The following is a 21,635-nucleotide window of genomic DNA, read 5'->3' on the forward strand; positions in this document are numbered from 1 at the left end:
CTGTGAGGATTTCGGATGTATGGCGTATGCTCGCGGGGGTGATGTCCGTTTATTCGGAGTTGCTGGCGCCACTGCTCCGTCTGGTTCGCGGTCAGGCGCCATTGTCCGCGCGCGCGACGCCTTCCTCACGCGCAGCTTGCGCAACCGCCGCTGCAACGGCTGGTACAATGTCGCGGTTGAAGACGCTGGGGATGATGTATTCCTCGCTCAGTTCCTCGTGACTGATGACGCTCGCCAGACCTTCCGCCGCCGCCAGACGCATACGCGGGGTGATTCTCGCAGCGCGGACGTCGAGCGCCCCACGAAAAATGCCAGGGAAACTGAGCGCATTGTTGATCTGGTTGGGAAAATCGGAGCGACCGGTCGCAACCACGCGCGCATAGTGCTGCAACATTTCCGGATCGCCTTCGGGGATGGGATTCGCAAGCGCGAAGACAATCGGGTCACTCCCCATACTCTGCACCATCCCGGCAGTAAGCAGATTCCCGGTTGAGACGCCAATGAAGGCATCGGCGCCGATCAACGCTTCCGCCAGCCCGCCCCGCCGTCGTTCATGATTCGTGCGTTCGGCGATCTGTCGCTGCACGGGTGAGAGTGGCTGATCTTCCGCGATGTTGAGAATGCCCATACGATTCACCGCCGTGATCTCGCCTACTCCTGCGCTGAGAAGGTTGCGAATAATGGCAGTGCCCGCAGCGCCGACCCCATTAACCACTACACGCATCTGGTCGAGACGCTTGCCAACCAGTGTTGCCGCGTTGCGCAGACCGGCCAGCACCACAACCGCCGTGCCATGCTGATCGTCGTGCATCACGGGAATATCGAGGCGTTCGACTAGACGTTCCTCGATGTCGAAGCATCTGGGAGCAGCGATGTCTTCCAGATTGATGGCGCCGAATACCGGTGAGATCTGTTCGACCGTGTCCACAATCACGTCAGGGTCCTGGCTCTTCAAGCAGATCGGGAAGGCGTCTATGTCTGCCAGTTCTTTGAAAAGCACCGCTTTTCCTTCCATAACCGGAATTGCGGCTGCTGCGCCTATGTTGCCCAGCCCCAGGACGGCGCTGCCGTCGCTGACAATCGCCAGGCTGTTTTTCTTGATCGTCAGTGAGAAGGCATTCTCTTCGTCGCGCGCAATTGCCCGGCAAACGCGCGCAACGCCAGGGGTGTAGATCAGCGAGAGGTCGTCGCGGCTCTTGAGCAGTGTGCGACTGTGAATGGCAATCTTGCCGCCCTGGTGTAATGAAAACACCCGATCGCTTACATTTGTGACAACGACGCCGGGAATTGCGTTGACGCGGCGAACAATGCGGTCGCCATGAAGTTCATCCTGCACACGCACGGTAATGTCGCGCACAAGGTGCTTGCGATCAACGCGCACAATGTCGATAGCGCCAATGTTGCCGCCGCTCTCGCCAATAGCAGTGGCAATGGCGCCCAGCATACCGGGGCGATTGTCGATCTGACAGCGAATGGTCAATGTGTAGGCTATCCCTTGATGTGTTCCGGTCATCAGGCGCTCCTGTCTTCATGGGGGTGTCGCAGTTGCCCGATTATACGATATGCTGAAAGAGTTGGATGAGAATTGGTTCCGCGCGGCTGCGTTACGTATTCGGCGGTGTGACAAACGGAGTGGGATCGACATTGATGCCCTGTCGCCAGACTTCGTAGTGCAGGTGAGGTCCGGTGGCGTAGCCGGTGCTGCCGATTGTGCCGATCTGAGCGCCACGTTGCACTTCCTGCCCGTCGCTGACCAGAATAGTATCAAGATGTCCATATGCGGTCGTCCAGCCGGTTTCGCGGTTTTCGATGCGCACGAAGTTGCCGCCGGGCCAGCTGCCGGGATAGACCCGCGCAATCCCATCGTGCGTGGCGATCACCGGTGTGCCGCGTGTTGGTCCCGGTTCGGCGTAGCCGTCGCCATTTGCATCGATGGCGAAATCGAGCCCGCCCCACACGGCTGCCGGCGCGTGGGTGCCTTCGCCATACCCCTGGGTCGTCACGATCTGGCCTACCGGCGCGATCAGCGGATAGCCACGCGGCGCTGTGCGGTCGATGCGTTTCGATTCGATCGTTGTTGCTGGTGCAGGTGAGAGCGTTGAGAATGACCGCTCGAGCGATTGGATTCCCTCTTCTGTCGCGGTTTCGCGTGATGCAGCGCTCAGGGTTGCCTGGCGCGCCGGTGTGGAAGCGCTGCTGTCCAGGAGCGTCGCTTTGAGCGCCTCAACGTTGATCGCTCTGCCGATAGGCGCGGTTTCGGGTGCGAAATCTGCTGGCGGAACGACGACAGACTGCGACGCAAGCGGCACGCTTTGCGGCAACGGAGTCGGCAGATCGCTGTGCAACACGAGCGACGTGGCCAGTGTTGTCGTCGTCAGGGCGATAGCAAAGGGTATTGTCAGGCGCTGAAGGTCGATCAGGGGCGGATGCGAGGCAACGGATGGAGGCGCATAGGGCAAGGCGTGTGGCGCAACAGCCAGAACGCTTGCCAGATGCGTGCACGTTGCTCCGTCGAGGGAGAGAATGCCAAGTTCGACGGCGCCGAGATGGCGCGCCGGAATGCCACTGAGGATGGCCAGTTCGGTCAGGGTCAGTCCACGACTACGGCGTAGGGTTCGCAGGTTGGTTGTCATACTGTGCAGCGTCGTTGATCGGTATGCGCGCGAATGTCTTTGCAGAGCATAGCCGAAGAAAGCGCCTATGTGCATGACAACATGCTTACAGGCGCCAGGAGCGTGTTTGAAACATGCAAGGGTAGACGAAGGCATTGCCTTCGTCTACCCTTGCCATGAGGCGGATGTTCAGATACGCTTCATGGCATGACCCATCCGCCGTCAACGGCCAGTACCTGACCGGTGATGTACGACGCCAATGGCGAGAGGAGAAAAACGACGGCTGCCGCGACTTCCTCCGGTGTGCCGAAGCGCCCCATCGCAATCGCATCGAGCGCCCACTGTCGTCTCACCGCCGATAATGTGGCGAGCATATTGGTCTCGATGTATCCCGGAGCAACCACATTCACGGTAATTCCATCGCGCGCCGTTTCGCGCGCCAGGGCGCGCGCCAGACCGACAAGCCCGGCCTTGGCGGCGGCATAGTTCGCCTGCCCGATATTCCCCGCCAGCCCAGCCAGCGAGCCGATCATGACAATCCGTCCATACTTCTGTGCGCGCATTGGCGCCAGTGCTGCACGGCTGCAGAGGAATGCGCCGGTCAGATGGACATCAATAACAGTGCGCCACTGGTCGGGGCGCATGCGCACGAATGGCGCGTCGCCGGTCATTCCGGCGTTGTTGACGAGCGCATCGAGCCGTCCCCACCGCGCAAGGCAGGTCTCCACCATTCCCTGGACGTCGCGCTCATCGGCGACATTGGCAGCATATGCGACTGCCTCGCTTCCCATCGCCTCGATGGCGGCGACCACCTCTTGAGCAGCAGCGGCGTTGCGCTGGTAGTTGACGAGCACGCGCCCGCCGCGCGCCGCAATTGCCAGCGCAATCGCCCGCCCGATGCCCCGCGATGCGCCGGTGACGACTGCAACCTGATCCTGCAATTCTTTACCGATCATGCTCGTTTCCTTGCAACACGCAAAACCGTCTGTTACAATGCACGATGCTATAGCATCCCTGGCGATGCAACCTGTCGCCGTTGGTTGTTGTGCAGCCCTATGAGCACTATTTTAATCGTTGAGGACGAGGCTGAAATTGCCGGCTATCTCCGGCGCGGGCTGACATTCGAGGGGTACAGTGTCGAAATCGCTGCCGACGGACGTCAGGCGCTCGATATTGCGCGCGAACGCCCGCCCGATCTGGTAGTGCTCGATCTGATGCTGCCGGGTATTGATGGGCTGGAAGTTGTGCGCCGTCTCCGTGCCGCTTCGGATGTGCCGATCATCATGCTTACGGCGCGCGACGCCGTGCCGGATCGGGTCGCCGGTCTCGAAGCCGGCGCCGACGATTACCTGATCAAACCATTCGCTTTTGAGGAACTGCTGGCGCGTATCCGCGTTCAGTTGCGCCGCCGCCAGCGCGAAGACACGGCGACGGTGCTGCGCTATGGTCCGCTGACAATGGATCTCGCCGCGCACGAAGTCACCATTGGCGACCGGCGGGTGGACCTCACGGCAAAGGAATACGATTTGCTCGAATTGTTCTTGCGCCACCCACAGCAGGTGCTGACGCGCGACGTCATTTACGATCGCGTGTGGGGGTACAATTTCGGCGGCGAGAGCAACATCATCGAAGTCTATGTCCGCTACCTGCGCCAGAAACTCGAAGCGCAAGGCGAACCGCGTCTGATCCATACGGTGCGCGGCGTTGGCTATATCCTGCGTGAGGAATGACGGCGCGCCAGATGAGCGCGGTTCTTATTGACTTTTGCAGACATGCGCTCAGTCAATGCTGATCGTCAGGTCAGGTTTAGCGACCGCGGATCTGCATTGCGTTGTCAGATGCGACCCGCATGAGAAACCATTCCTCGAAGTGCGCTGCATCGACGCTCAAAGCAACCCGGGCATTCGCGGGCGCAGCATCGGATGGTTCACGCATCAGCGTCATACCAGCAGTCAGCCGTCCACCCGTCTCAACATCGACGTGGAGCGTGCGCCAGCGTACCAGATCGGGCGCGAGGATGGTCGCTACCGCCAGCGGATCGTGCAAATAGGTGAAACCCCGCGAACGGAATGGCGGGTACAGGGCGACCTGGTCGGCAACTGCGGCGTGGAATGGCGTGCCTGCTGCCCGAATGCGTTCGACATCTGCCGGGCGGATGCGAGTTTGCAGGGTCGCATCGAGCGGGACGAGCGAGATCGGCGCACCGGAGCTGAAGACGATATGCGCCGCTTCCGGGTCGCAGCGGATGTTGTGCTCGGCATAACCGATGTTTAGCGACTCGTATCCCCGGCACGCGCCGCCCATGATCGTCAGACCAGCCAGCGCCTGCGCAATGCGTGGCTCGCGTTTCAGCGCCAGCGCCACATTCGTCAGCGGACCAATGGCAGCGAGGTGAATCTGTCCTGGATTACTCATGACGGTGCGCACCAGATAATCGACAGCGTGATCGGCTTCTGGCGCGAGCGTATGATCAGCTTCGTCGAGCAGCCCAATCCCTTCGTGCCCTGCCCAATAGACCGGCAGCAGTTCCAGGAGCGGTTGAGACGCACCGGCAAACACGGGGGTGGTCGTGCGTCCGCACAGGTTCAACAGTTTCCGCACCATGCGGCTACGGAGCAACACATCGCCGTACACGCACGTCACACCTTCGAGGCGGAATTCGGGCGACCCCAGAATGAGCGCCAGCGCCAGACAATCATCGACATCAGTGCCGATGTCGGTGTCGAGAATGAGGCGAATCATCTTGTTTCTCCGTATCAAAACGCCTTGACACTGCGTTCTCTCCATTGTAACGTATGATAGCGCCATGATGATTGTTGCAATGTGATATGCCATGAAAACAGTCGAGCCGCAGGAAGAAGAAACGATAGAGGCGCCACCCCCCATCGATGCCCAGCCGTCCGATGGTGATGCTGGCAAGAGGGATCACAGCACGGCTGAACCGGTCGCAGATATGCCGGTCGTCCAGGGGATGACGTGGCCAGCTATCTGGCGCCTGGTTGCGCGCTGGTCGCTGGTGGCGCTGGCGCTCTACAGCATTGGCTGGATGCTCTGGGCAACGCGCCCGGTGTTGATCCCGTTCATCATTGGTCTCGTGCTGGCATATCTGATGGCGCCAGCCGTGGATTTCTTCGACCGCTGGATGCCGCGCTGGCTCTCCATTCTTGCTGTCTACATCCTGGGTTTTCTGGGGATCGCAGCGACTTTTGCGCTGATTATTCCGCCGCTGGTCGAACAGGTCGAACGGTTGATCCGTCAGTTGCCCTCATTCAGCGAGGCTCAGCGGTTTCTTGACTCGATGATTCGACAGTACCGCGATCAGGCGCCGCCGTCGTTACAGCAACCCATTGAAGATAGCCTGGCGAACCTGCTGCGTTCGTTGCAAAATAACGTCGACACCTATCTGCAACGCGGGGGCGCGTTTCTTCTAAACCAGCTCATTCAACTGCTCAATACTGTCACATTCATTTTGGGCTTCATTTCGCTGCCGATCTGGCTGTTCTATGTGCTGTACGACAAGCATCAGGGGCGGGTCTTCTTCAATCGGCTCGTACATCCGCGCGCCCGCGCCGATTTCTGGAATGTGTGGGATATTTTCAACCGGGTGTTGGGCGGGTACATTCGCGGGCAGATCATTCTGTGTGTTGCGGTTGGTCTGGCGGTCGGCATCGGTCTGGTGGGGCTGGAGATGCTCGGTTTCCCGCTTGGCGACTATGTTCTGGTGCTGGCGTTGATCGCTGGCGTCACCGAGTTCATTCCGGTGCTTGGTCCAACGATCGGCGCCATTCCGGGGGTGATTCTGGGGTTTGGCATCTCACCAACGGCAGGCATCGCCGTTCTTGTGCTGTATATCGCCGTCCAGCAACTCGAGAACAGCCTGCTGGTGCCGCGCATCATCGGCGAGAGCGTCGGCGTTCATCCGGCGGTGCTGACGGTGGCGATGATCGTGATGGGCACCCTGTTCGGGCTGTTCGGCATCATTCTGGCAGCGCCAGCGGTCGCCACCGCGCGCGACCTCTTCAAGTACGCCTACCTGCGGCTGGAAGGATGCGCGCCGGAAGAAAGCCTCCAGCGCGTTGCAGCAGGGCACGCGCCGATTATTCATGCGGCCAAACCGGAAAGTCAGACTTCCTGAGGGGTGATCCGTCCACAAAGGACACAAAGAGGCGCGAAGGAAGACAAGTACCGCTCTCCCGAAGGCAAAAAGAGCCATCACGCGGCTCCCGCGTAACTCCTGTCATTTGACAGGAGTTACGCGGTGGCGCATTTTCTGGCTTCGCCAGAGCCTGCGGCAGCGTGGTACTACCATCAAGGTGGTGTAGTGCGGCGGCGAAGCCGTCGCACTACACCACAAAAGAAGACAAATACTGCTCTGCCGAAGGCAAAAAGAGCCGTCATGCGGCTTGCCTGTGAGGCGACCGCGTAACTCCTGTCATTTGAAAAGTGCTGATCCTAAGCCTCAGCCGCTGCCGCCACGGCCGTGGCCGACTCGCGCCCCGGCAGGGTGAGCGCCAGCGCGGCGGCGGGGATCGCGAGCAGTACCGCACCCTGCATTGCAGGCAGCAACCCCACCGTGTCCGCCAGCGCCCCTACCAGCGCCGTGCCGATACCCCCGGTCGCAAAGGTGAACCCCAGGATCAGCCCGGCAGCGAATCCCTGACGCACCGGCAGCAACCGTTGTGCGTGCACCACCAGCACGCTGTGTTGACCGCCGATGACCATCCCGGCGACGCCGCAGGCGATGAAAGCCGTCAGCGGCGAGGGGGACCAGAGGCAGATCAGCCCGGCAGGAACACTGATCAGCAGGGGCCAGATCGTCGCAGCGCGCATGCCAAAGCGGTCGGCGATGTCACCGGCGATGATATTGCCAATGGCGGCAGTGAACATAAACGTGCCCGCAATCGCGCCATAGGCGACCGGTTCCCAGCCGCGATCGGCGAAGAGTTTCGGCAAAAACGACATAAATACCGACTGGATCGACGAGCGCAGCGCCACCAGGACGATAAACGCCGCCAGAATAGCAACCCCGACGCGGACTGCCGCGTGGGCTGCGCGCGCCGTTCCCCCCACCGGTATCACCGGCCGCGGCGCAGCGAACAGGAACACCGCAGGCGCGAGCGCCAGCGCTGTCAGCGCCAGGATCGCATACGCGCCATTCGCAGCGCCGAGCAACGCGCCTCCCAGCAGCGGACCGAGCGACAGCCCAAGTTGCCCGCTGAAGAAGAAGATCGCGGTCGCGCTTGCGGCGCGCGCCGGCGCCGAAGCCGCTGCGCTCGCCGTTCCGATCGGATGGAAGAGTCCTGATCCCAGCGCCATCAAACCGACCAGAAGCACAATCAGCGTCCAATTCGTTGCGAAGGCAATTGCCGCCAGGCAGAGCGCCATCCACGCCACGCCGGCGCCGGCCAGGGCTGCCGGACGTGCACTGAAGCGATCCGCCAGCCAGCCGAAGAGCGGCTGTGAGAGCGCTCCGGCGAAGATCTGGATGGTGAGCGCAAGCCCAATCTGGGCATTACTGAGCGCGAGTGGCACAGCCAGCGCCGCCAGCAATACGGGAACGACGCTGTTGAGCACATCAACGGCAAAATGACCGGCGCTGATCGAGATCAGGAGACGACTCTTGAGCACGGCGGAGTCCTTGAGCACAGTTGCGGTAAACCAATCAGTTGGTACGGATAGACGATTATACTGGATCGCTGCAATTCGGGCGAGGTGGGACGAGACCGCAAGGGGGGATCGGTAATAGGACACGGATTGGCACGGATGCGACGGATTGTCACGGATCGGGGGAATAACTGATCATCCGTGTCAATCCGTCACGATCCGTGTGAGTCCGTGTCCCATTTGAGAGGACACGGATTCGCAGGGTGCGACGGGTTTTCACAGACCATGGGGAGAGAAATCATCCTGTGACCGGCATCTCTGTGTCTTTGTGTGCATTCGAATCAGGCGAAGAGACCACTGGGGCTTTCCGCCCGCTCCGCCCAGGTGTAGACGGGCCGGCCGCCGATGAAGGCTTGCTGCACGACGGGATCCGGCATACGCCGCACGACGATCAGATCGGCGATACGACCGGGCTGAATGCTGCCGATCTGCTGATCAAGCCCAACCGCGCGCGCCGGGTGATAGCTCACCAGCGCAACGGCGGCGGGCAGGCTCAGGGTTCCGCGGTCTGCCAGCCGGAAGATGACCGGCAGCAGCGCGGCTGGATAGTAGTCGGCGCAGAGCCAGTCGACCACACCGGCTTCGATGGCGGCGAGTGCGCTCAGGTTGCCGCTGCTGGAGGCGCCGCGCAAGACATTCGGCGCGCCCATGCCAACTGATAGTCCGGCGGCATGCGCCGCCTGCGCTGCGCTCATGGTGGTGGGAAACTCGGCAATGCGCACGCCATATTCGACCAGTTGCGCGACCTTTGCTGGCGTATCGTCATCGTGGCTGGCGACCGGCAGCCCATACTGCGTCGCCCATGCGATGATCTGCGCAATCCGGCGCGGGCTGTCGGTCTGTAATGCGCGCTTGCGTTTCAGGATCAGATCAATCTCGGCATCATTGCGCCCACCCATTTGCATGACATACTTGCGGAAGGCTGCTTCGGTGGTGTACTGGCCCTGCCCTGGACTGTGATCCATGATCGAGACCAGGCGGAGCAGCGGATGACCGAGTATTGTCTTCAGCGCCTCAATGCCTCGTTCGCTGCTCACTTCCACGCGGGCATGCATCAGATGACGCGCGCCGCAGCGCCGTTCTACGCGCAGGCGGGAGAGAAAATCGTGCACAAACTGTTCGCTGCGCACGCCAAATTCGGCATCATCGAGCGAGAGCGCATGGAACTGGCAGGTTACGCCGCATCCAAGCAGGAGTCGATCGGCGGCGTGAAGCGCAACGCCGGGTTCAATCGTCACACCGGGGCGCGGCTGCACCAGTTTCTCGATCACGTCGCAGTGAAGATCGACCAGCCCGGGGAGCAGGCAAGCGCCATCGAGATCGAAATGCGGCATGGTCGGCGACTGCGGGTAAGCGCCGCGCCCGATGGCGCTGATCCGTCCCCGGTCAATCGCCACCCACCCATCATCCATCACCCGGTCGGGCAAGACGACAGTTGCGTTCGTCAACAGGAACTGCACACATTACCTCGCTGGCTGAAAGGTCCATTGCCGGTTGGCGCAGGCGCCCAGGGCAGCCAGATCGTGCGAGACGCTGATGATCGCCGTGCCTTCCGCCTGCGCTGCCTGGATCATACCGATCACCACCTGTTTGATTGCGTCGTCGAGGCTGGCGGTCGGTTCGTCGAGCAGCAGCAGGCGCGGTCGGGCGATGAAAGCGCGCCCCAGGTTGATGCGCTGTTGCTCGCCGCCACTGAAGGTGAGCGGGCTTGCCTGCCACAGTTCGGGTGCAATGCCCAACCGGTTCAACCATTCCCGCCCGATTTTCTGCGCCATCGTCCGATCCATCTGTTGCCGGTAGAGCGGTTCGCAGAGTGTATCGAGCGCCGAGATGCGCGGGAGTGCGCGCAGGAATTGGGAGCAGAAGCCAATCTCGCGCTCGCGCAGTTGCAGGATGACGCTTTCGCTGGCGCGGCAAAGATCGATGCGTCCGAATGTGTGCGAATCGAACCAGATCGCACCAGATGTGGGCAGGTACGAGCGATAGATGCACTTGAGAATACTGGTTTTTCCCATCCCGCTGCGCCCGTAGATGAGGAGATGCTCACCAGCCGCCACACTGAAACTGACGTCGCGCACCGGCGTGATGGTGCGCCCGTCGATCAGGTGGAGCGTAAATGATTTGTGGAGGTTGTACACCTCGAGGAGATGGGTCATATGGATATTGAATACATCGTCCATGATCCGCTCGTCCGCCTGGCGGCTGATGGTTTTTTAAGTACTTATGCCGCTGTCCGCCTGGGCGCCCGGCGGCTGAAGCCGCAGGCTCCTGTTGCGCAGCCCGCCTGCGCGGGCTGAACCGGGCGATACCGGCTTCATTGCTCAAATCCCATACCTGCCGGACTGACTCGAACAAAGGGTGCAGCCGCACCCTCGCCACGGAGCAAGCGGATGCCCACCGCCCGCCCTGCGCGAGGCTTCGTCCGATCAGCACCGGTATTGATGCCTGCGCTGGTGAACGGCGTCTCAATCGCCACACGCCTCTTCCCTCGCGCCTCACCCCTCACGCCTTGTTCGCTGGATCGTCCACGAAGGACACGAAGCGGCACGAAGGATGTTCCGCCTCGTGTTCACCGTGGACGTGGTGCCGCCACGCCCCTGCGTGCAACCTTACCACGTTCAACGTTGGCAGGTGTAACGCCCCTCACGCCTCACGCCTCTTCCCTCACGCCTCACGCCTCTTCCCTCGCGCCTCGCGCCTCACCCCTCACGCCTCACGCCTCTTCCCTCACCCCTCACGCCTCTTCCCTCACCCCTCACGCCTCTTCCCTCGCGCCTCTTCCCTCGCACCTCACGCCTCACGCCTCTTCCCTCGCGCCTCGCGCCTCACTCCTGGCTACAACGCCGACGACACCAGCAGTTGCGTGTACGGATGCTGCGGGTCTTCCAGAATCTGGTCGGTGAGGCCCGCCTCAACGATATGACCGTTCTTCATCACAATTGTGCGGCGCGCAAGTTGCCGCACCACTCCCAGGTCGTGCGAGACCAGCAGCATGGTGATGCCATCTTCCCATTGAATACGCCGCAGCAGATCGAGCACGCGCGCCTGCACCGAGACATCCAGCCCGCTCGTGATCTCATCGAGCAGGAGGAGTGTCGGGCGGCTGGCGAGCGCCTTGGCGATCTGGACCCGTTGCAGCATCCCGCCGCTGAAGGTGGCCGGTTCATCGTCGATGCGCTCCGGCGGCAGCTCGGTTTTGTCCATCAGATCGGCAGTGCGCACGCGGATGCGACCGAAGTGGCGCCATTCAGCCAGGAGCAATTTTTCGGCCACGTTGCCGCCTACCGAGAATCGCATATTCAGTCCCAGTTCGGGCCGTTGATAGACGATGCCGAGGCGCGTGTTGCGAAAGAGTCGCGCTTCGTAGCGGTCGAGCGCCAGGAGATCGCGGGGTGTTTCGCCATTGTCGCAATACCAGATGCGCCCGCTGTCAGGGCGAATCGCCAGATGAATCATCTGGAGCAACGTGCTCTTGCCACTGCCGCTTTCACCGACGATGCCGAGCACCTCGCCCACTGCCAGTTGCACATTGACATCGACGCACGCCCACACGGTGCCGCAATGCGGGCAGCGCGACCGTCCGGCGTCGGGTCCGGTCAGGCGACCACAATCGGGGCAGGTAGGACCGAAATGCTTGTTGAGTTGCTCGATGCGCAACAGCCAGTTTTCGTCCATCACACGGTCGCCTCCGCCGGTGTACGTCGTTTTGCGCAATAACTGGCGTCGGAACAGGTCGCTTCCCAGCGCCCGCCGTGTGCGTCGGCGACGAAATGCGTGGTGAGGAAGGTGTTCTCGGCGCCGCAGCGAGCGCAGCGCTGGCCCGGTCGGTATTCGGTGCGGAAGGGGTAATCGTCGAATTGCAACGGTTCGACCGCCGTGTACGGCGGGACGGCGTAGATGCGCTTCTCGCGTCCTGCGCCGAAGAGGGAGAGCGTCTCGGCCATGTGCAGTTTGGGAACGTCCCAGCGCGGAATCGGCGTGGTGTCCATCAGGTAGCGACGGTTGACGATCACCGGATACTGGCTGGCAATGCGCAGGTCGCCAGCCCGTACCACGCTTTCGTACAGATAGACCCACATCTTGCCGTAGTCGGCTTCGCTGTGCATAATCGTGGCGCGTTCCAGATTCGGCTCGACCCAGCGCAACGGGTCAGCCATCGGCACCTGCAACACCAGAATCTGGTCATCGCGCAGCGGCTCTTCGGGAATGCGGTGGCGGGTCTGGATCACGGTGGCCGCCGCTGTGTCAACCGTCGTCGTGATGCCGGTCGTGCGTGTGATCAGTCGCCGGAGATTGACCGCATTCACGCTCTCGTCGTCTCCCTGGTCGATGACCTTGAGCGTGTCATCGGGCGTGATCAGCGCCAGGGTGATCTGGAGGCCGCCGGTGCCCCAGCCGCGCGCGATCGGCAGGTCGCGGCTGGCGAAGGGAACCAGGTGACCGGGGAGCGCCACTGCCTTGAGCAGGCTGCGCCGGATCGCGCGTTTGGCATCTTCGTCGAGCAAGGCGAAGTTGTACAACTGATCGATGTTCGCGTTCATCTCTGCTCCTCCAGCGCCTGATCGACCAGTTGACCAAGATGGGCGGCGTGATGATCACGGGCGCGGTCGAGGACGCGCAGATCGGCCTCGAAGGTGACATAATGCGGCAGTTTGAAATGGGCAACGAAGCCGCTGGCTTCGATGCCATCGCTGTGCAACAGGACAAACTCTTCGTCAGCGGCAGGACCGGACTCGCCGCTGAGACTGCCGATACGCGCCTGCGTCAGCACACTGTCGAGGATTGCCATGCTCATGACCTTGAGTTCGCTCTGTCCGAAGGCGAAGCCATAGCCGACGTTGAAACGCGGCGGTTCGGCGCTGTTGACAACGCTGTGCGCTTTCGAGGCTACCTCGGCCTCGGTGGCTTCGATCTCGCCGATCGTGATTGGTTCACCGGTCAGCGGATGCACCACCTGGACGGGCAGGTAGCCGTAGCGCAACTCGACTAGCGTCGGGTGCGCGTCGCCATAGCCGCGCACGCTGCTGTACGCCAGGCTCATCAGGCTGCCGGTGTCAGCCTGCGCCATTGCTTGCAGGCGCGCGCTGCGCGGGCAGGGGAAGGTGAGCGGTTCGCGGGTAATGTCGAACGGCGCTTCGCGCAGCGGTTCATGCGGTACATCGACGATCATCCGCTCCTGCCGCATATAGTCGGCCACTTTGGGGAAGCGCCCGACCTCGCCAGGATGTTGACCGCCGATGGCGATCAGCGCCTCGTAGCGTTCGGCAGCGCGGACGACGGCGCTCATATCCTCGTCGGCAAGCGCCGGTTGAAGGAGCCGGATCAGATAATCGGCGGCAGGACCGAGCATCTGCCCGCCGGGGATGTCCTTGAACGACGCCGAAATACGGCGCAGGCACATCATGTCGCGTCCTGACACCGGCAGCGACGCCATCACACGCGGCAGCGTCGTGCGGTAGGCGCGGAGCAGAAAGGCGGCTTCGATGCTGTCGCCTTCAGCCTGCTTGACCGCCAGCGCTGCCAGCAATGGCGCGTAGAGCGCACCCTCGTGCATCGCCCGGCTCACCGCGTGGCGGATCTGATCGCGGATCTGCGGCAGGTGCAGCGGCGTGCCGCCTCCCATCAATCGCAGGCACTCGACCAGTTCCTCGGCGCGGGCAACCGCTTCAGCGCCGCCACGAACAGCCACATATCCCATACCATCCTCGCAACAACGTACCTTCTGAGCTGCGGGCTAGAGATCAGGACCTAGAAATACTACAGGGGCTTGCATGATTTCAGCAAGGGCTTCAGCCCGAAGCGTTCCGGCAGGAAGGTCGTCTCCTCTCAGTACACACGAGTAAACTGCGTCGTGCGCGGCAAACCCAGACAGCAGCCCCGCTGATCGATCAGAAAGATGTCGATGCCGAGCGGAAAGCGTCCGCGTCGCGCAGTCAACGCCTCGAGTTCCATCGGCGCAACACCTGGCAGCCCAATCGTCGCCTCGCCAGCAATGCCTGGACCGGTCAGGCGCAGCGTAGCGCCGCCAGCGACGATCTCCGGCACGCACAGAAACGCCGTGCAACTCTGCTCGGGGTAAAGGAGCGTGCCTTCCTTCAATGCACCGAGCAGGACTGCACTTGCCGAGTCGTGAAGGAGTGCGAAATCCGCCGCTTCTGGCGCAATCGGGCGGGCATTGCTGCGGAGCGCTATCCAGCGCGTCAATGGATGATCGGCGGAGAGCCACGCTTTCCCCGCTGCCTGCGCGAAACTGACCGTCTGATCGAGCAGGCTCATGCCTGCCGCCACAGTGGCCGGACTCGGCGGTGCGCCATCCGTCAGCCGCGGCAGATCGGCGAAGGGGGGTGCAGGCAACTGCCCGACCCTGCCAGGGCGCGCCAGACAATCGAGCAGAACCCGGAAGGTGCGCCCGTTGAACTGTTCAAGTGGTGTGGGTGGTGCAGAAACGATTACGGTCATTTTCAGAATGTCTCAAACTCGACCCGCGTTGCAGCCGCAGCGGCGAAGCGGCGTTCACGGCTGGCGCTGAGCATGCGGCCCAGCTCCGCAATGCGCGGACGCAGATCGGCATGCGGATCGTCCGGCATGCGCAGAGCAGCGTCCAGGATGGCCAGGGCTGTGGCATGATCAGGGTTATTTCCGATCACCATACCGAAGCCAAACTGCCCATTGAGTTCCAGCCGGGTCTCGGTGACCAGGATTTCACCGGCGTTGAAGGCAGTTGCCGCAACGCCTTCGATCATTCGCAACTGCACCAGAACGCAGCGCGGCCCGCTGATAAACGTGATGGCGTTACGGTCGTACCGTATCAGCGCCTGTTCCGCCAGTTCACAGACCAGGAGTGGCGGGCTGCAACTGAGAATGTGCGAGTCTGTCAGCATACTCATCGTGCTTACCTAGCGTTTCGTGCCAACCGTTTCCTTCAAGCGCGTCGCCCCCCATTCTAGCAGAATGGCGAAGAGCAACACCGCATAGGTAAAGATGCCGAGTTCGCGGAGGTCGAGGTAGAATCCGCTCGCCATAAACATATCGAAGCCAATGCCGCCGGCGCCAGCCGTCGCTCCCATCGCAATCGCCACCGAGAAGTTGATCTCGAAGCGCACGAACGTCCACGAGAGGAGCGCCGATGCCGATGAGGGCGCCACCGCCTGAAACACCGTCTGCCACCAGTTGGCGCCGCTGGCTCGTAGCGCTTCGAGCGTTCCTTCATCGAGTTCCTCGAACGTCTCAGCATATGCTTTGACCAGATAGCTGATCGAATGGAATGTCATGCCGATGACGGCAGCTGCCGCGCCCAAGCCGGCGGTTACAGCAAAGAAGAGCACCCAGAGCACCGTCGGCACTGCCCGCACGAACGCCATGATTGCTTTGACCGCATCGGTGACGCGGCGCGGCGCCAGGTTCTGCGCGGCGAACAATGCGAGGAAGAAAGCGAACACCGCCCCGAACACCGTTGTAAGCAGTCCTAGCCCAACAGTGACCATTAGTTCTCGAAACAGCTCAAACCAGCTCAGGTTCTTAAGCCGCGCTTCGAACAGGGCAATGCGAAAATTATTGAGCATATCGCCGAGAGCGGTGAAGAAATCTACATTGCGCGCATCAATCGTCGCCAGTCCATAGATAGTCAGGATCGTGAGCGCCAGGAGCGTCGCCTGAATCACGAGATTGGCACGATTTCGGGGCCGCACCCAGATGCGGCGGGACGAGAGGGTTGTTTCCATTTCCATCAGAGAATTGTCCTTCGAATAGCGTTCGATGCCGTTTCAATCAGCAAAACGGCAACAACGGTCGCCAGCACGACCAGGCTGGCTGCGCCGTAGTTGAAATTCTTGAAGTAGAGGTCGGACAGAAAACCAATGCCGGTGCCGGTGAGAATACCCACAAGCGTCGCGCTGCGGATGTTGGTTTCGATCATATAGAGCACCCAGCTGATCAATTGCGGCAGGCAGGCAGGGATGACGCTCTGGCTGATGATCGCGCCATAACCGGCCCCCGTTGCTCGCAGCGCCTCCACCGAGTCGGTGCTCACCTCATCGATTGTCTCGACCATCACGCGCGTGATGAACCCGAAGGTGACGAAGAACAGGGCAAAGAAGCCGGTAAAACCGCTCTGCCCAAACGAGAAAATCAGGATCAGCGCCCAGACCGATACATCGATGTTGCGGAAGACGCTGGCGAGCATACGCGCCGGCAGACTGAACCAGGGATGCGGGCGCGTTGTGTTGGCGCCAAGCAGCGCCAGCCCAAACCCAAACACTGAGGCGATGCTCGACGAGGCGACTGCCATCAGCACGGTTTCTTGCAGTTTCTCGAGAATGCGGGGCAGACGTGACCATGACCGCTCATCGGGAACAAAGTTGACGATACCCCAGGCGAAGGCGCGCGGAACTGCCTGCAATCCCTGGATAACATCGAACTGCGTGAGCAGGATGCCGCCGTAGGTCAATCCGAGGATCGCTGCAAAAAAGATCGCCGATTGCATGCGCCGCCGGAGAAAAAAGGCTTCAGGCTGCATACCGCTCCTTCACGTCGAGGATGAGTTCGCCCGCTTCTGAGCCATAAATCTGATAGATCTGCTCGCTACTCAATGCCTGCGGCGGACCATCGTAGATCACTTGTCCGCGGTTGATGCCAATAATCCGTTCGGCATAATGCAGTGCGACATCGACCTGATGCAGGTTGACCAGCAAAGAAATGCCCATCGTCTGATTGATGTCGCGCAGCGTATCCATAATCACCTTCGCCGAGCTGGGATCGAGCGAGGCAATTGGTTCATCACACAGCATCATCTTTGGCTGCTGCTGAACTCCTGGCTAAGTGTATGTAAAGGTGACCGTCACCCTTGCACTTGGCGATGAACAAGTATGTCAGGCAGGCATCTTGATATTGTCATTTGTTTGAAAGGTGACATTCTAAACCGGTTATGCTATAATCCTTAATAATACAAATTCGCCCTGGTGCGATGATCGTCCCGGCTATTGTTTGCATTGCGTGATGATGCGCGCCAGACTGTGTGCCATCGCGTGCTGCAAAACGGCAGCCGGTTCTTTTTGTCGAGGGTCTATGCGGATTTTGATGTTGTCCTGGGAGTACCCGCCGCATCTGATCGGCGGCCTGGGGCGCCACGTGACCGATTTGACCGACGCGCTGGCGCAGATCGGCGTTGAGGTTCATATCGTCACCCCAAATCTCCACCATGGTGACAACTACGAACACACGGTGCAAGGCGTTCATGTTCACCGGGTGGCTGTTCCACCGGTTGCTGATCGCACATTCTTCCCACTGACGCAGGAGTTGAACGTTGCGCTGCGGCAGGCTGCGCTTGATCTGCATCGCCATATCGGTGGCTTTGATCTGATTCACGCGCACGACTGGCTGGTCGCATCTGCGGGCATGACGCTCAAGCGTTTTTGCCATCTGCCGCTGCTGGCAACGATCCACGCGACGGAACGCGGGCGGCAGCAAGGCCATCTGACGACTGATCTCTCGGTTCAAATCGATCGTCTGGAGCGGTTATTGACAAGTGAGGCGAGCCGGGTGATCGCCTGTTCGCATTTCATGGCGCACGAAATTCATTCCGCCTTCGACACGCCGCGCGAGAAGATCGAGGTTGTTCCAAATGGCGTGGTGGTTCGGCCATCGCCATTCGACAGCGATGAGGAACGGCTGGCATTTCGTCGCCGTTTTGCATGTGATGATCGACCGCTGGTATTCTCGGTCGGGCGGATTGTGTATGAAAAGGGATTGCACGTCCTGGTCGATGCCTGGTCGCAGGTGCTGACGCAGTTCCCGCAGGCGCGCCTGGTCATTGCCGGCGCTGGCGCATATCTCGATGCGCTTCAGGAGCGCGCGCACCGTGCGGGTCTGACAGACGCCATTCTTTTCGCTGGTCGCATCAGCGATGAGGAGCGCGACTGGCTGTACCACGCGGCGGATGCAGCAGTGTTCCCGTCGCTCTACGAACCGTTCGGCATTGTGGCGCTGGAGGCGATGGCATCGAGGTGCCCGGTCGTCGTGGCGCATACCGGCGGGCTTGCCGAGGTCGTCAGGCTCCACGAAACCGGGCTGACGGTCTATCCGAACAATGTCGACTCACTCGCCTGGGGCATCCGACATACGCTGGCGCATCCCGACTGGTCGCAACAGCGTGCCGCAAATGCATTTCAGGAAGTCTGCACACGCTACAATTGGCAGACCATCGCACAGACGACGCAGGAGGTTTACCGGCGGGTCTGTGAGGAATGGCGCCACCCACAGCGCGACACCTATGCCGTTGCTGCGTTTCAGTTCGCGGGAGCGTATGGAGGGTAAAGACGTAAGGTGGAGACGTGAGATGGAAGGTGGCGACAAAAGGTGGAGACGTTGCATTACAACGTCTCCACCTTCCGCTCTTTACCTTCCACTCTCTGCGTTCCAACAGGCGCCTGGACCGCCGATTATTTCTGCTCTTCCAGAACCGCCTGCGCTGCCGCCAGCCGGGCGATGACGACGCGGTATGGGCTGCATGAGACGTAGTTCAGCCCGACGCGATGGCAGAACTTCACACTTTCCGGCTCGCCGCCGTGCTCGCCGCAGATGCCGGTCTTCAAATCGGGGCGGGTGCTGCGCCCGCGCTCAACCCCCATCCGCACCAACTGCCCGACGCCTTCCTGATCCAGCACCTCGAACGGGTCGTCCTTCAGCAGTTTGCGTTCGACGTAGAGCGGCAGGAAGCGTCCGGCATCGTCGCGGCTCATGCCGAACGTCATCTGCGTCAGGTCGTTGGTGCCGAAGGAGAAGAACTCGGCAACCGTCGCAATCTTGTCGGCGGTCAATGAAGCGCGCGGCACTTCGATCATGGTGCCGAGCAGGTAGTCGATCTTTTGTCCGGTCTCCGCCATGACCTCATCGGCGACGCGGCGCACAATGTCGCCCTGCATCCGCAGTTCACTCACATCGCCGACGAGCGGGATCATGATCTCAGGGTGCACAGTGATGCCGCGCGCCTGGCAGTTGGCTGCCGCATGGAAGATGGCGCGCGCCTGCATCTCGGTGATCTCCGGATACTCGATGCCCAGGCGGCAGCCGCGGAAGCCGAGCATTGGGTTCGCCTCGCGCAGACCCTCGATCTTCGCTTTGAGCACCATGGCGTCGATGCCCATCTTATGCGCCAGGTCCTCGATCTCGTGGTCGCCGTGCGGCAGGAACTCGTGGAGCGGCGGGTCGAGCGTGCGGATAGTGACCGGTAGACCGTCCATGACCTCGAAAATGCCCTCGAAGTCTCCCTGCTGGAGCGGCTCGATCTTTGCCAGCGCCTTGCGCCGTTCCTCGACGGTGTTCGCCACAATCATCTCGCGCACAGCGTCGATGCGGTCGCCTTCGAAGAACATGTGCTCGGTGCGGCACAGACCGATGCCTTCGGCGCCGAAGAGCCGCGCCATACGTGCATCGGTCGGTGTGTCGGCATTGGCGCGCACCCCGAGACGGCGCACTTCGTCCGCCCAGCTCAGGAAGGTGGTGAAGTAGCTGTAGAGTTTCGATTCTTCCGGCTTCATCTGGCCGCGAATCACCTGAATGACTTCCGCTTCCTGCGTTTCGACCTGGCCGGCATAGACCCAGCCAGAGTGACCATCGACCGTGATCCAGTCGCCGTCCTTCAGGGTGATGTCAGTTCCGTGGACGTGCACCGTGCCAGCCTTGTAGTCGATCTCCAGGTCGCCGCAGCCGCAGACGCAGCACTTGCCGAGCTGGCGCGCCACCACCGCCGCATGGCTGGTCAATCCGCCGCGCGCTGTCAGGATCGCCTGGGATGCGACCATGCCGTGGAAATCCTCGGGCGCTGTTTCGGTGCGCACCAGAATGACGCGCTCGCCCTGCTCCGAGCGTGCTGCCGCTTCGTCCGGGTCAAGCACGACACGCCCCTGTGCGGCGCCGGGACCGGCAGCCAGCCCGCGCGCCAGTTTGGTAGCGTGCTCGGCGACATTGGGGTTGACGATCGGGAAAAGGAACTGGTTGAGCATCTCCGGCTGGACGCGGCGCAGCGCGGTGCGCTTGTCGATCAGCCCTTCATTGACCATATCGACAGCGATCTTCACCGCTGCCATACCGGTGCGCTTGCCGTTGCGCGTCTGGAGCATCCAGAGTTTACCGCGCTCGATGGTGAACTCAACGTCCTGCACGTCTTTGTAGTGCCGCTCGAGCATCTTGGCAATCTCGGAGAACTGCTCGTACACCTCGGGCATTTCCTCACGCAGTTTGCTGATCGGTTTGGGCGTGCGGATGCCAGCTACCACATCTTCACCCTGCGCGTTCACCAGATACTCGCCGTACAGTTCGTCGGCGCCGGTTGCCGGGTTGCGCGTGAAAGCAACGCCGGTTGCGCTGTCGTTGCCCATATTGCCGAAGACCATTGTCTGCACGTTCACGCCGGTGCCGAGCGTGTCGGGAATTTTGTAGACGCGGCGGTAATCGACGGCGCGGCGCCCCATCCAGGAGTTGAAGACCGCCGTGATTGCCATACGCAACTGCTCATACGGGTCTTCAGGGAAATCGACCCCGGCGTCTTCTTTGATGATCGCTTTGAATGTTTCGGCGATCTGCATCAATTCTTCAGCGCTCAGATCGGTATCCTGGCGATCTTTGCCCTTCGCCTCGCTCATCACGTGCTCGAACTTCTCGCCATCGACGCCGAGCACGATCTTGCCGAACAACTGAACGAACCGCCGATAGGCGTCGGCGGCGAAACGCGGGTTGTCGGTGAGACGGGCTATTCCTTCGAGCGTCTCTTTGTTGAGACCGAGGTTGAGGACAGTATCCATCATGCCGGGCATCGACTCGCGCGCGCCGGAGCGAACTGAGACCAGCAGCGGATTGTTCGGGTCGCCGAACTTCTTGCCGACCTGCTCTTCGATCACTTTCAACGCTTCGAGGGTCTGTTCCCATAATCCTTCGGGGAACTGTTTGCCTCGCGCGTAGTATTCGTTGCAGGCTTCGGTGGTGATAGTGAAACCGGGAGGAACAGGGACGCCGGTACGGGTCATCTCAGCCACGCCAGCGCCTTTGCCACCGAGGAGATCGCGCATTGACGCGTTACCTTCGGTGAAGAGGTAGACCCATTTTTTTGACATAATCTTTCCCCCTTGTAGAAAGCGCCTATATTCCGGCCGGTTGCAACGCGTATACGTTCCATTGCAACTTTTGGAGTTATTCAGGATATTACATCAGTATGAGGAAATGTGCAACGGGCAGTATTGCGGGAACCAGGAAGAAATGTGTATAATATGGTTGAGAACTGAGAACTGAGAACTGAGAACTGAGAACTGAGAACCGAGAACTGAGAACCGAGAACTGGAAGCCTGGAACCAGGAATCGCGCACGTCG

General features: G+C 61.1%; 20 protein-coding genes. 4 read left to right on the top strand and 16 right to left on the bottom strand.

Translation table 11 applies throughout. The features are described from left to right. Window positions 1–91: 91 nt before the first annotated feature. The 3 genes from AC3EA7_RS08300 to fabG form a co-directional block, all read right to left on the bottom strand. Window positions 92–1,513, bottom strand: a complete 1,422-nt coding sequence (locus tag AC3EA7_RS08300) for a malic enzyme-like NAD(P)-binding protein (RefSeq protein WP_488613575.1) — start codon at window positions 1,511–1,513, stop codon at window positions 92–94. A 91-nt stretch (window positions 1,514–1,604) separates the two neighbouring features. Further along, window positions 1,605–2,633, bottom strand: a complete 1,029-nt coding sequence (locus AC3EA7_RS08305; protein ID WP_488613576.1) for a peptidoglycan DD-metalloendopeptidase family protein — start codon at window positions 2,631–2,633, stop codon at window positions 1,605–1,607. Window positions 2,634–2,812: 179 nt separating this feature from the next. Then, complete coding sequence (gene fabG / locus AC3EA7_RS08310; RefSeq protein ID WP_488613577.1) at window positions 2,813–3,568, bottom strand: 3-oxoacyl-ACP reductase FabG; 756 nt, start codon at window positions 3,566–3,568, stop codon at window positions 2,813–2,815. Between the two features lie 99 nt (window positions 3,569–3,667). Between fabG and AC3EA7_RS08315 the strand changes: the two genes are divergently transcribed. Beyond that, window positions 3,668–4,342 carry a response regulator transcription factor gene (locus AC3EA7_RS08315; protein ID WP_488613578.1) on the top strand — a complete coding sequence of 225 codons (675 nt, stop codon included), beginning with the start codon at window positions 3,668–3,670 and terminating at the stop codon, window positions 4,340–4,342. A gap of 76 nt (window positions 4,343–4,418) precedes the next feature. On the opposite strand, the gene AC3EA7_RS08320 is transcribed toward AC3EA7_RS08315, so the two are convergent. Beyond that, window positions 4,419–5,354 carry a nucleoside hydrolase gene (locus AC3EA7_RS08320; protein ID WP_488613579.1) on the bottom strand — a complete coding sequence of 312 codons (936 nt, stop codon included), beginning with the start codon at window positions 5,352–5,354 and terminating at the stop codon, window positions 4,419–4,421. A gap of 91 nt (window positions 5,355–5,445) precedes the next feature. On the opposite strand from AC3EA7_RS08320, the gene AC3EA7_RS08325 reads away from it, so the two are divergent. After that, window positions 5,446–6,747 (top strand): AI-2E family transporter, encoded by a 1,302-nt coding sequence (locus AC3EA7_RS08325; RefSeq protein WP_488613580.1) that lies wholly within the window; start codon window positions 5,446–5,448, stop codon window positions 6,745–6,747. 317 nt (window positions 6,748–7,064) lie between these two features. Here AC3EA7_RS08325 and AC3EA7_RS08330 read toward each other — a convergent pair whose 3' ends face one another. The 3 genes from AC3EA7_RS08330 to AC3EA7_RS08340 form a co-directional block, all read right to left on the bottom strand. Next, a complete protein-coding gene (locus AC3EA7_RS08330) occupies window positions 7,065–8,240 on the bottom strand; it encodes an MFS transporter (RefSeq protein WP_488613581.1) in 1,176 nt (391 codons plus the stop codon). Window positions 8,241–8,557: 317 nt separating this feature from the next. Next, window positions 8,558–9,736, bottom strand: coding sequence for an alpha-D-ribose 1-methylphosphonate 5-triphosphate diphosphatase (locus tag AC3EA7_RS08335; RefSeq protein WP_488613582.1), 1,179 nt, complete (start codon window positions 9,734–9,736; stop codon window positions 8,558–8,560). 3 nt (window positions 9,737–9,739) lie between these two features. Further along, entirely contained in the window at window positions 9,740–10,456 is a 717-nt protein-coding gene (locus AC3EA7_RS08340; protein ID WP_488613583.1) for a phosphonate C-P lyase system protein PhnL, read from the bottom strand. Here AC3EA7_RS08340 and AC3EA7_RS08345 point away from each other — a divergent pair. Further along, complete coding sequence (locus AC3EA7_RS08345) at window positions 10,433–10,573, top strand: hypothetical protein (RefSeq protein WP_488613584.1); 141 nt, start codon at window positions 10,433–10,435, stop codon at window positions 10,571–10,573. The two genes, AC3EA7_RS08340 and AC3EA7_RS08345, sit on opposite strands and share 24 nt — an antisense overlap. Window positions 10,574–11,111: 538 nt before the next feature. Here the strand turns inward: AC3EA7_RS08345 and AC3EA7_RS08350 are convergent. The 8 genes from AC3EA7_RS08350 to AC3EA7_RS08385 form a co-directional block, all read right to left on the bottom strand. Beyond that, window positions 11,112–11,951, bottom strand: a complete 840-nt coding sequence (locus AC3EA7_RS08350; protein ID WP_488613585.1) for an ATP-binding cassette domain-containing protein — start codon at window positions 11,949–11,951, stop codon at window positions 11,112–11,114. After that, window positions 11,951–12,817 carry an alpha-D-ribose 1-methylphosphonate 5-phosphate C-P-lyase PhnJ gene (locus tag AC3EA7_RS08355; RefSeq protein WP_488613586.1) on the bottom strand — a complete coding sequence of 289 codons (867 nt, stop codon included), beginning with the start codon at window positions 12,815–12,817 and terminating at the stop codon, window positions 11,951–11,953. Before AC3EA7_RS08355 ends, AC3EA7_RS08350 begins: the two co-directional genes overlap by 1 nt. Further along, window positions 12,814–13,974, bottom strand: coding sequence for a carbon-phosphorus lyase complex subunit (locus AC3EA7_RS08360; RefSeq protein ID WP_488613587.1), 1,161 nt, complete (start codon window positions 13,972–13,974; stop codon window positions 12,814–12,816). Before AC3EA7_RS08360 ends, AC3EA7_RS08355 begins: the two co-directional genes overlap by 4 nt. 128 nt (window positions 13,975–14,102) lie before the next feature. Beyond that, on the bottom strand, window positions 14,103–14,735 hold the full coding sequence (gene phnH / locus AC3EA7_RS08365) for a phosphonate C-P lyase system protein PhnH (RefSeq protein ID WP_488613588.1): 633 nt from the start codon (window positions 14,733–14,735) through the stop codon (window positions 14,103–14,105). Window positions 14,736–14,737: 2 nt separating this feature from the next. Next, entirely contained in the window at window positions 14,738–15,163 is a 426-nt protein-coding gene (gene phnG, locus AC3EA7_RS08370) for a phosphonate C-P lyase system protein PhnG (protein WP_488613589.1), read from the bottom strand. Window positions 15,164–15,172: 9 nt separating this feature from the next. Continuing rightward, window positions 15,173–16,003, bottom strand: a complete 831-nt coding sequence (locus AC3EA7_RS08375) for a PhnE/PtxC family ABC transporter permease (RefSeq protein ID WP_488613590.1) — start codon at window positions 16,001–16,003, stop codon at window positions 15,173–15,175. After that, entirely contained in the window at window positions 16,003–16,791 is a 789-nt protein-coding gene (gene phnE, locus AC3EA7_RS08380; RefSeq protein WP_488613591.1) for a phosphonate ABC transporter, permease protein PhnE, read from the bottom strand. The genes AC3EA7_RS08375 and phnE overlap by 1 nt, the downstream gene beginning before the upstream one ends. Then, window positions 16,781–17,065, bottom strand: coding sequence for a hypothetical protein (locus AC3EA7_RS08385; RefSeq protein ID WP_488613592.1), 285 nt, complete (start codon window positions 17,063–17,065; stop codon window positions 16,781–16,783). The genes phnE and AC3EA7_RS08385 overlap by 11 nt, the downstream gene beginning before the upstream one ends. Before the next feature lie 274 nt (window positions 17,066–17,339). On the opposite strand from AC3EA7_RS08385, the gene AC3EA7_RS08390 reads away from it, so the two are divergent. After that, on the top strand, window positions 17,340–18,587 hold the full coding sequence (locus AC3EA7_RS08390) for a glycosyltransferase family 4 protein (protein WP_488613593.1): 1,248 nt from the start codon (window positions 17,340–17,342) through the stop codon (window positions 18,585–18,587). Between the two features lie 125 nt (window positions 18,588–18,712). Here the strand turns inward: AC3EA7_RS08390 and ppdK are convergent, their stop codons facing one another. Then, window positions 18,713–21,382: a pyruvate, phosphate dikinase gene (ppdK, locus tag AC3EA7_RS08395; RefSeq protein ID WP_488613594.1), complete on the bottom strand. Its 2,670-nt coding sequence runs from the start codon at window positions 21,380–21,382 to the stop codon at window positions 18,713–18,715. Window positions 21,383–21,635: the final 253 nt, after the last annotated feature.

The sequence above is a fragment of the Roseiflexus sp. genome, assembly GCF_057785375.1.

Bases quoted from the DNA above. Each gene is read 5' to 3' on its own strand.
- AC3EA7_RS08300 (WP_488613575.1), bottom strand. From the start codon at position 1,513: ATGACCGGAACACATCAAGGGATAGCCTACACATTGACCATTCGCTGT.
- AC3EA7_RS08305 (WP_488613576.1), bottom strand. From the start codon at position 2,633: ATGACAACCAACCTGCGAACCCTACGCCGTAGTCGTGGACTGACCCTG.
- fabG (WP_488613577.1), bottom strand. From the start codon at position 3,568: ATGATCGGTAAAGAATTGCAGGATCAGGTTGCAGTCGTCACCGGCGCA.
- AC3EA7_RS08315 (WP_488613578.1), top strand. From the start codon at position 3,668: ATGAGCACTATTTTAATCGTTGAGGACGAGGCTGAAATTGCCGGCTAT.
- AC3EA7_RS08320 (WP_488613579.1), bottom strand. From the start codon at position 5,354: ATGATTCGCCTCATTCTCGACACCGACATCGGCACTGATGTCGATGAT.
- AC3EA7_RS08325 (WP_488613580.1), top strand. From the start codon at position 5,446: ATGAAAACAGTCGAGCCGCAGGAAGAAGAAACGATAGAGGCGCCACCC.
- AC3EA7_RS08345 (WP_488613584.1), top strand. From the start codon at position 10,433: ATGGATATTGAATACATCGTCCATGATCCGCTCGTCCGCCTGGCGGCT.
- AC3EA7_RS08340 (WP_488613583.1), bottom strand. From the start codon at position 10,456: ATGGACGATGTATTCAATATCCATATGACCCATCTCCTCGAGGTGTAC.
- AC3EA7_RS08350 (WP_488613585.1), bottom strand. From the start codon at position 11,951: ATGGACGAAAACTGGCTGTTGCGCATCGAGCAACTCAACAAGCATTTC.
- AC3EA7_RS08355 (WP_488613586.1), bottom strand. From the start codon at position 12,817: ATGAACGCGAACATCGATCAGTTGTACAACTTCGCCTTGCTCGACGAA.
- AC3EA7_RS08360 (WP_488613587.1), bottom strand. From the start codon at position 13,974: ATGGGATATGTGGCTGTTCGTGGCGGCGCTGAAGCGGTTGCCCGCGCC.
- phnH (WP_488613588.1), bottom strand. From the start codon at position 14,735: ATGACCGTAATCGTTTCTGCACCACCCACACCACTTGAACAGTTCAAC.
- phnG (WP_488613589.1), bottom strand. From the start codon at position 15,163: ATGAGTATGCTGACAGACTCGCACATTCTCAGTTGCAGCCCGCCACTC.
- AC3EA7_RS08375 (WP_488613590.1), bottom strand. From the start codon at position 16,003: ATGGAAATGGAAACAACCCTCTCGTCCCGCCGCATCTGGGTGCGGCCC.
- phnE (WP_488613591.1), bottom strand. From the start codon at position 16,791: ATGCAGCCTGAAGCCTTTTTTCTCCGGCGGCGCATGCAATCGGCGATC.
- AC3EA7_RS08385 (WP_488613592.1), bottom strand. From the start codon at position 17,065: ATGATGCTGTGTGATGAACCAATTGCCTCGCTCGATCCCAGCTCGGCG.
- AC3EA7_RS08390 (WP_488613593.1), top strand. From the start codon at position 17,340: ATGCGGATTTTGATGTTGTCCTGGGAGTACCCGCCGCATCTGATCGGC.
- ppdK (WP_488613594.1), bottom strand. From the start codon at position 21,382: ATGTCAAAAAAATGGGTCTACCTCTTCACCGAAGGTAACGCGTCAATG.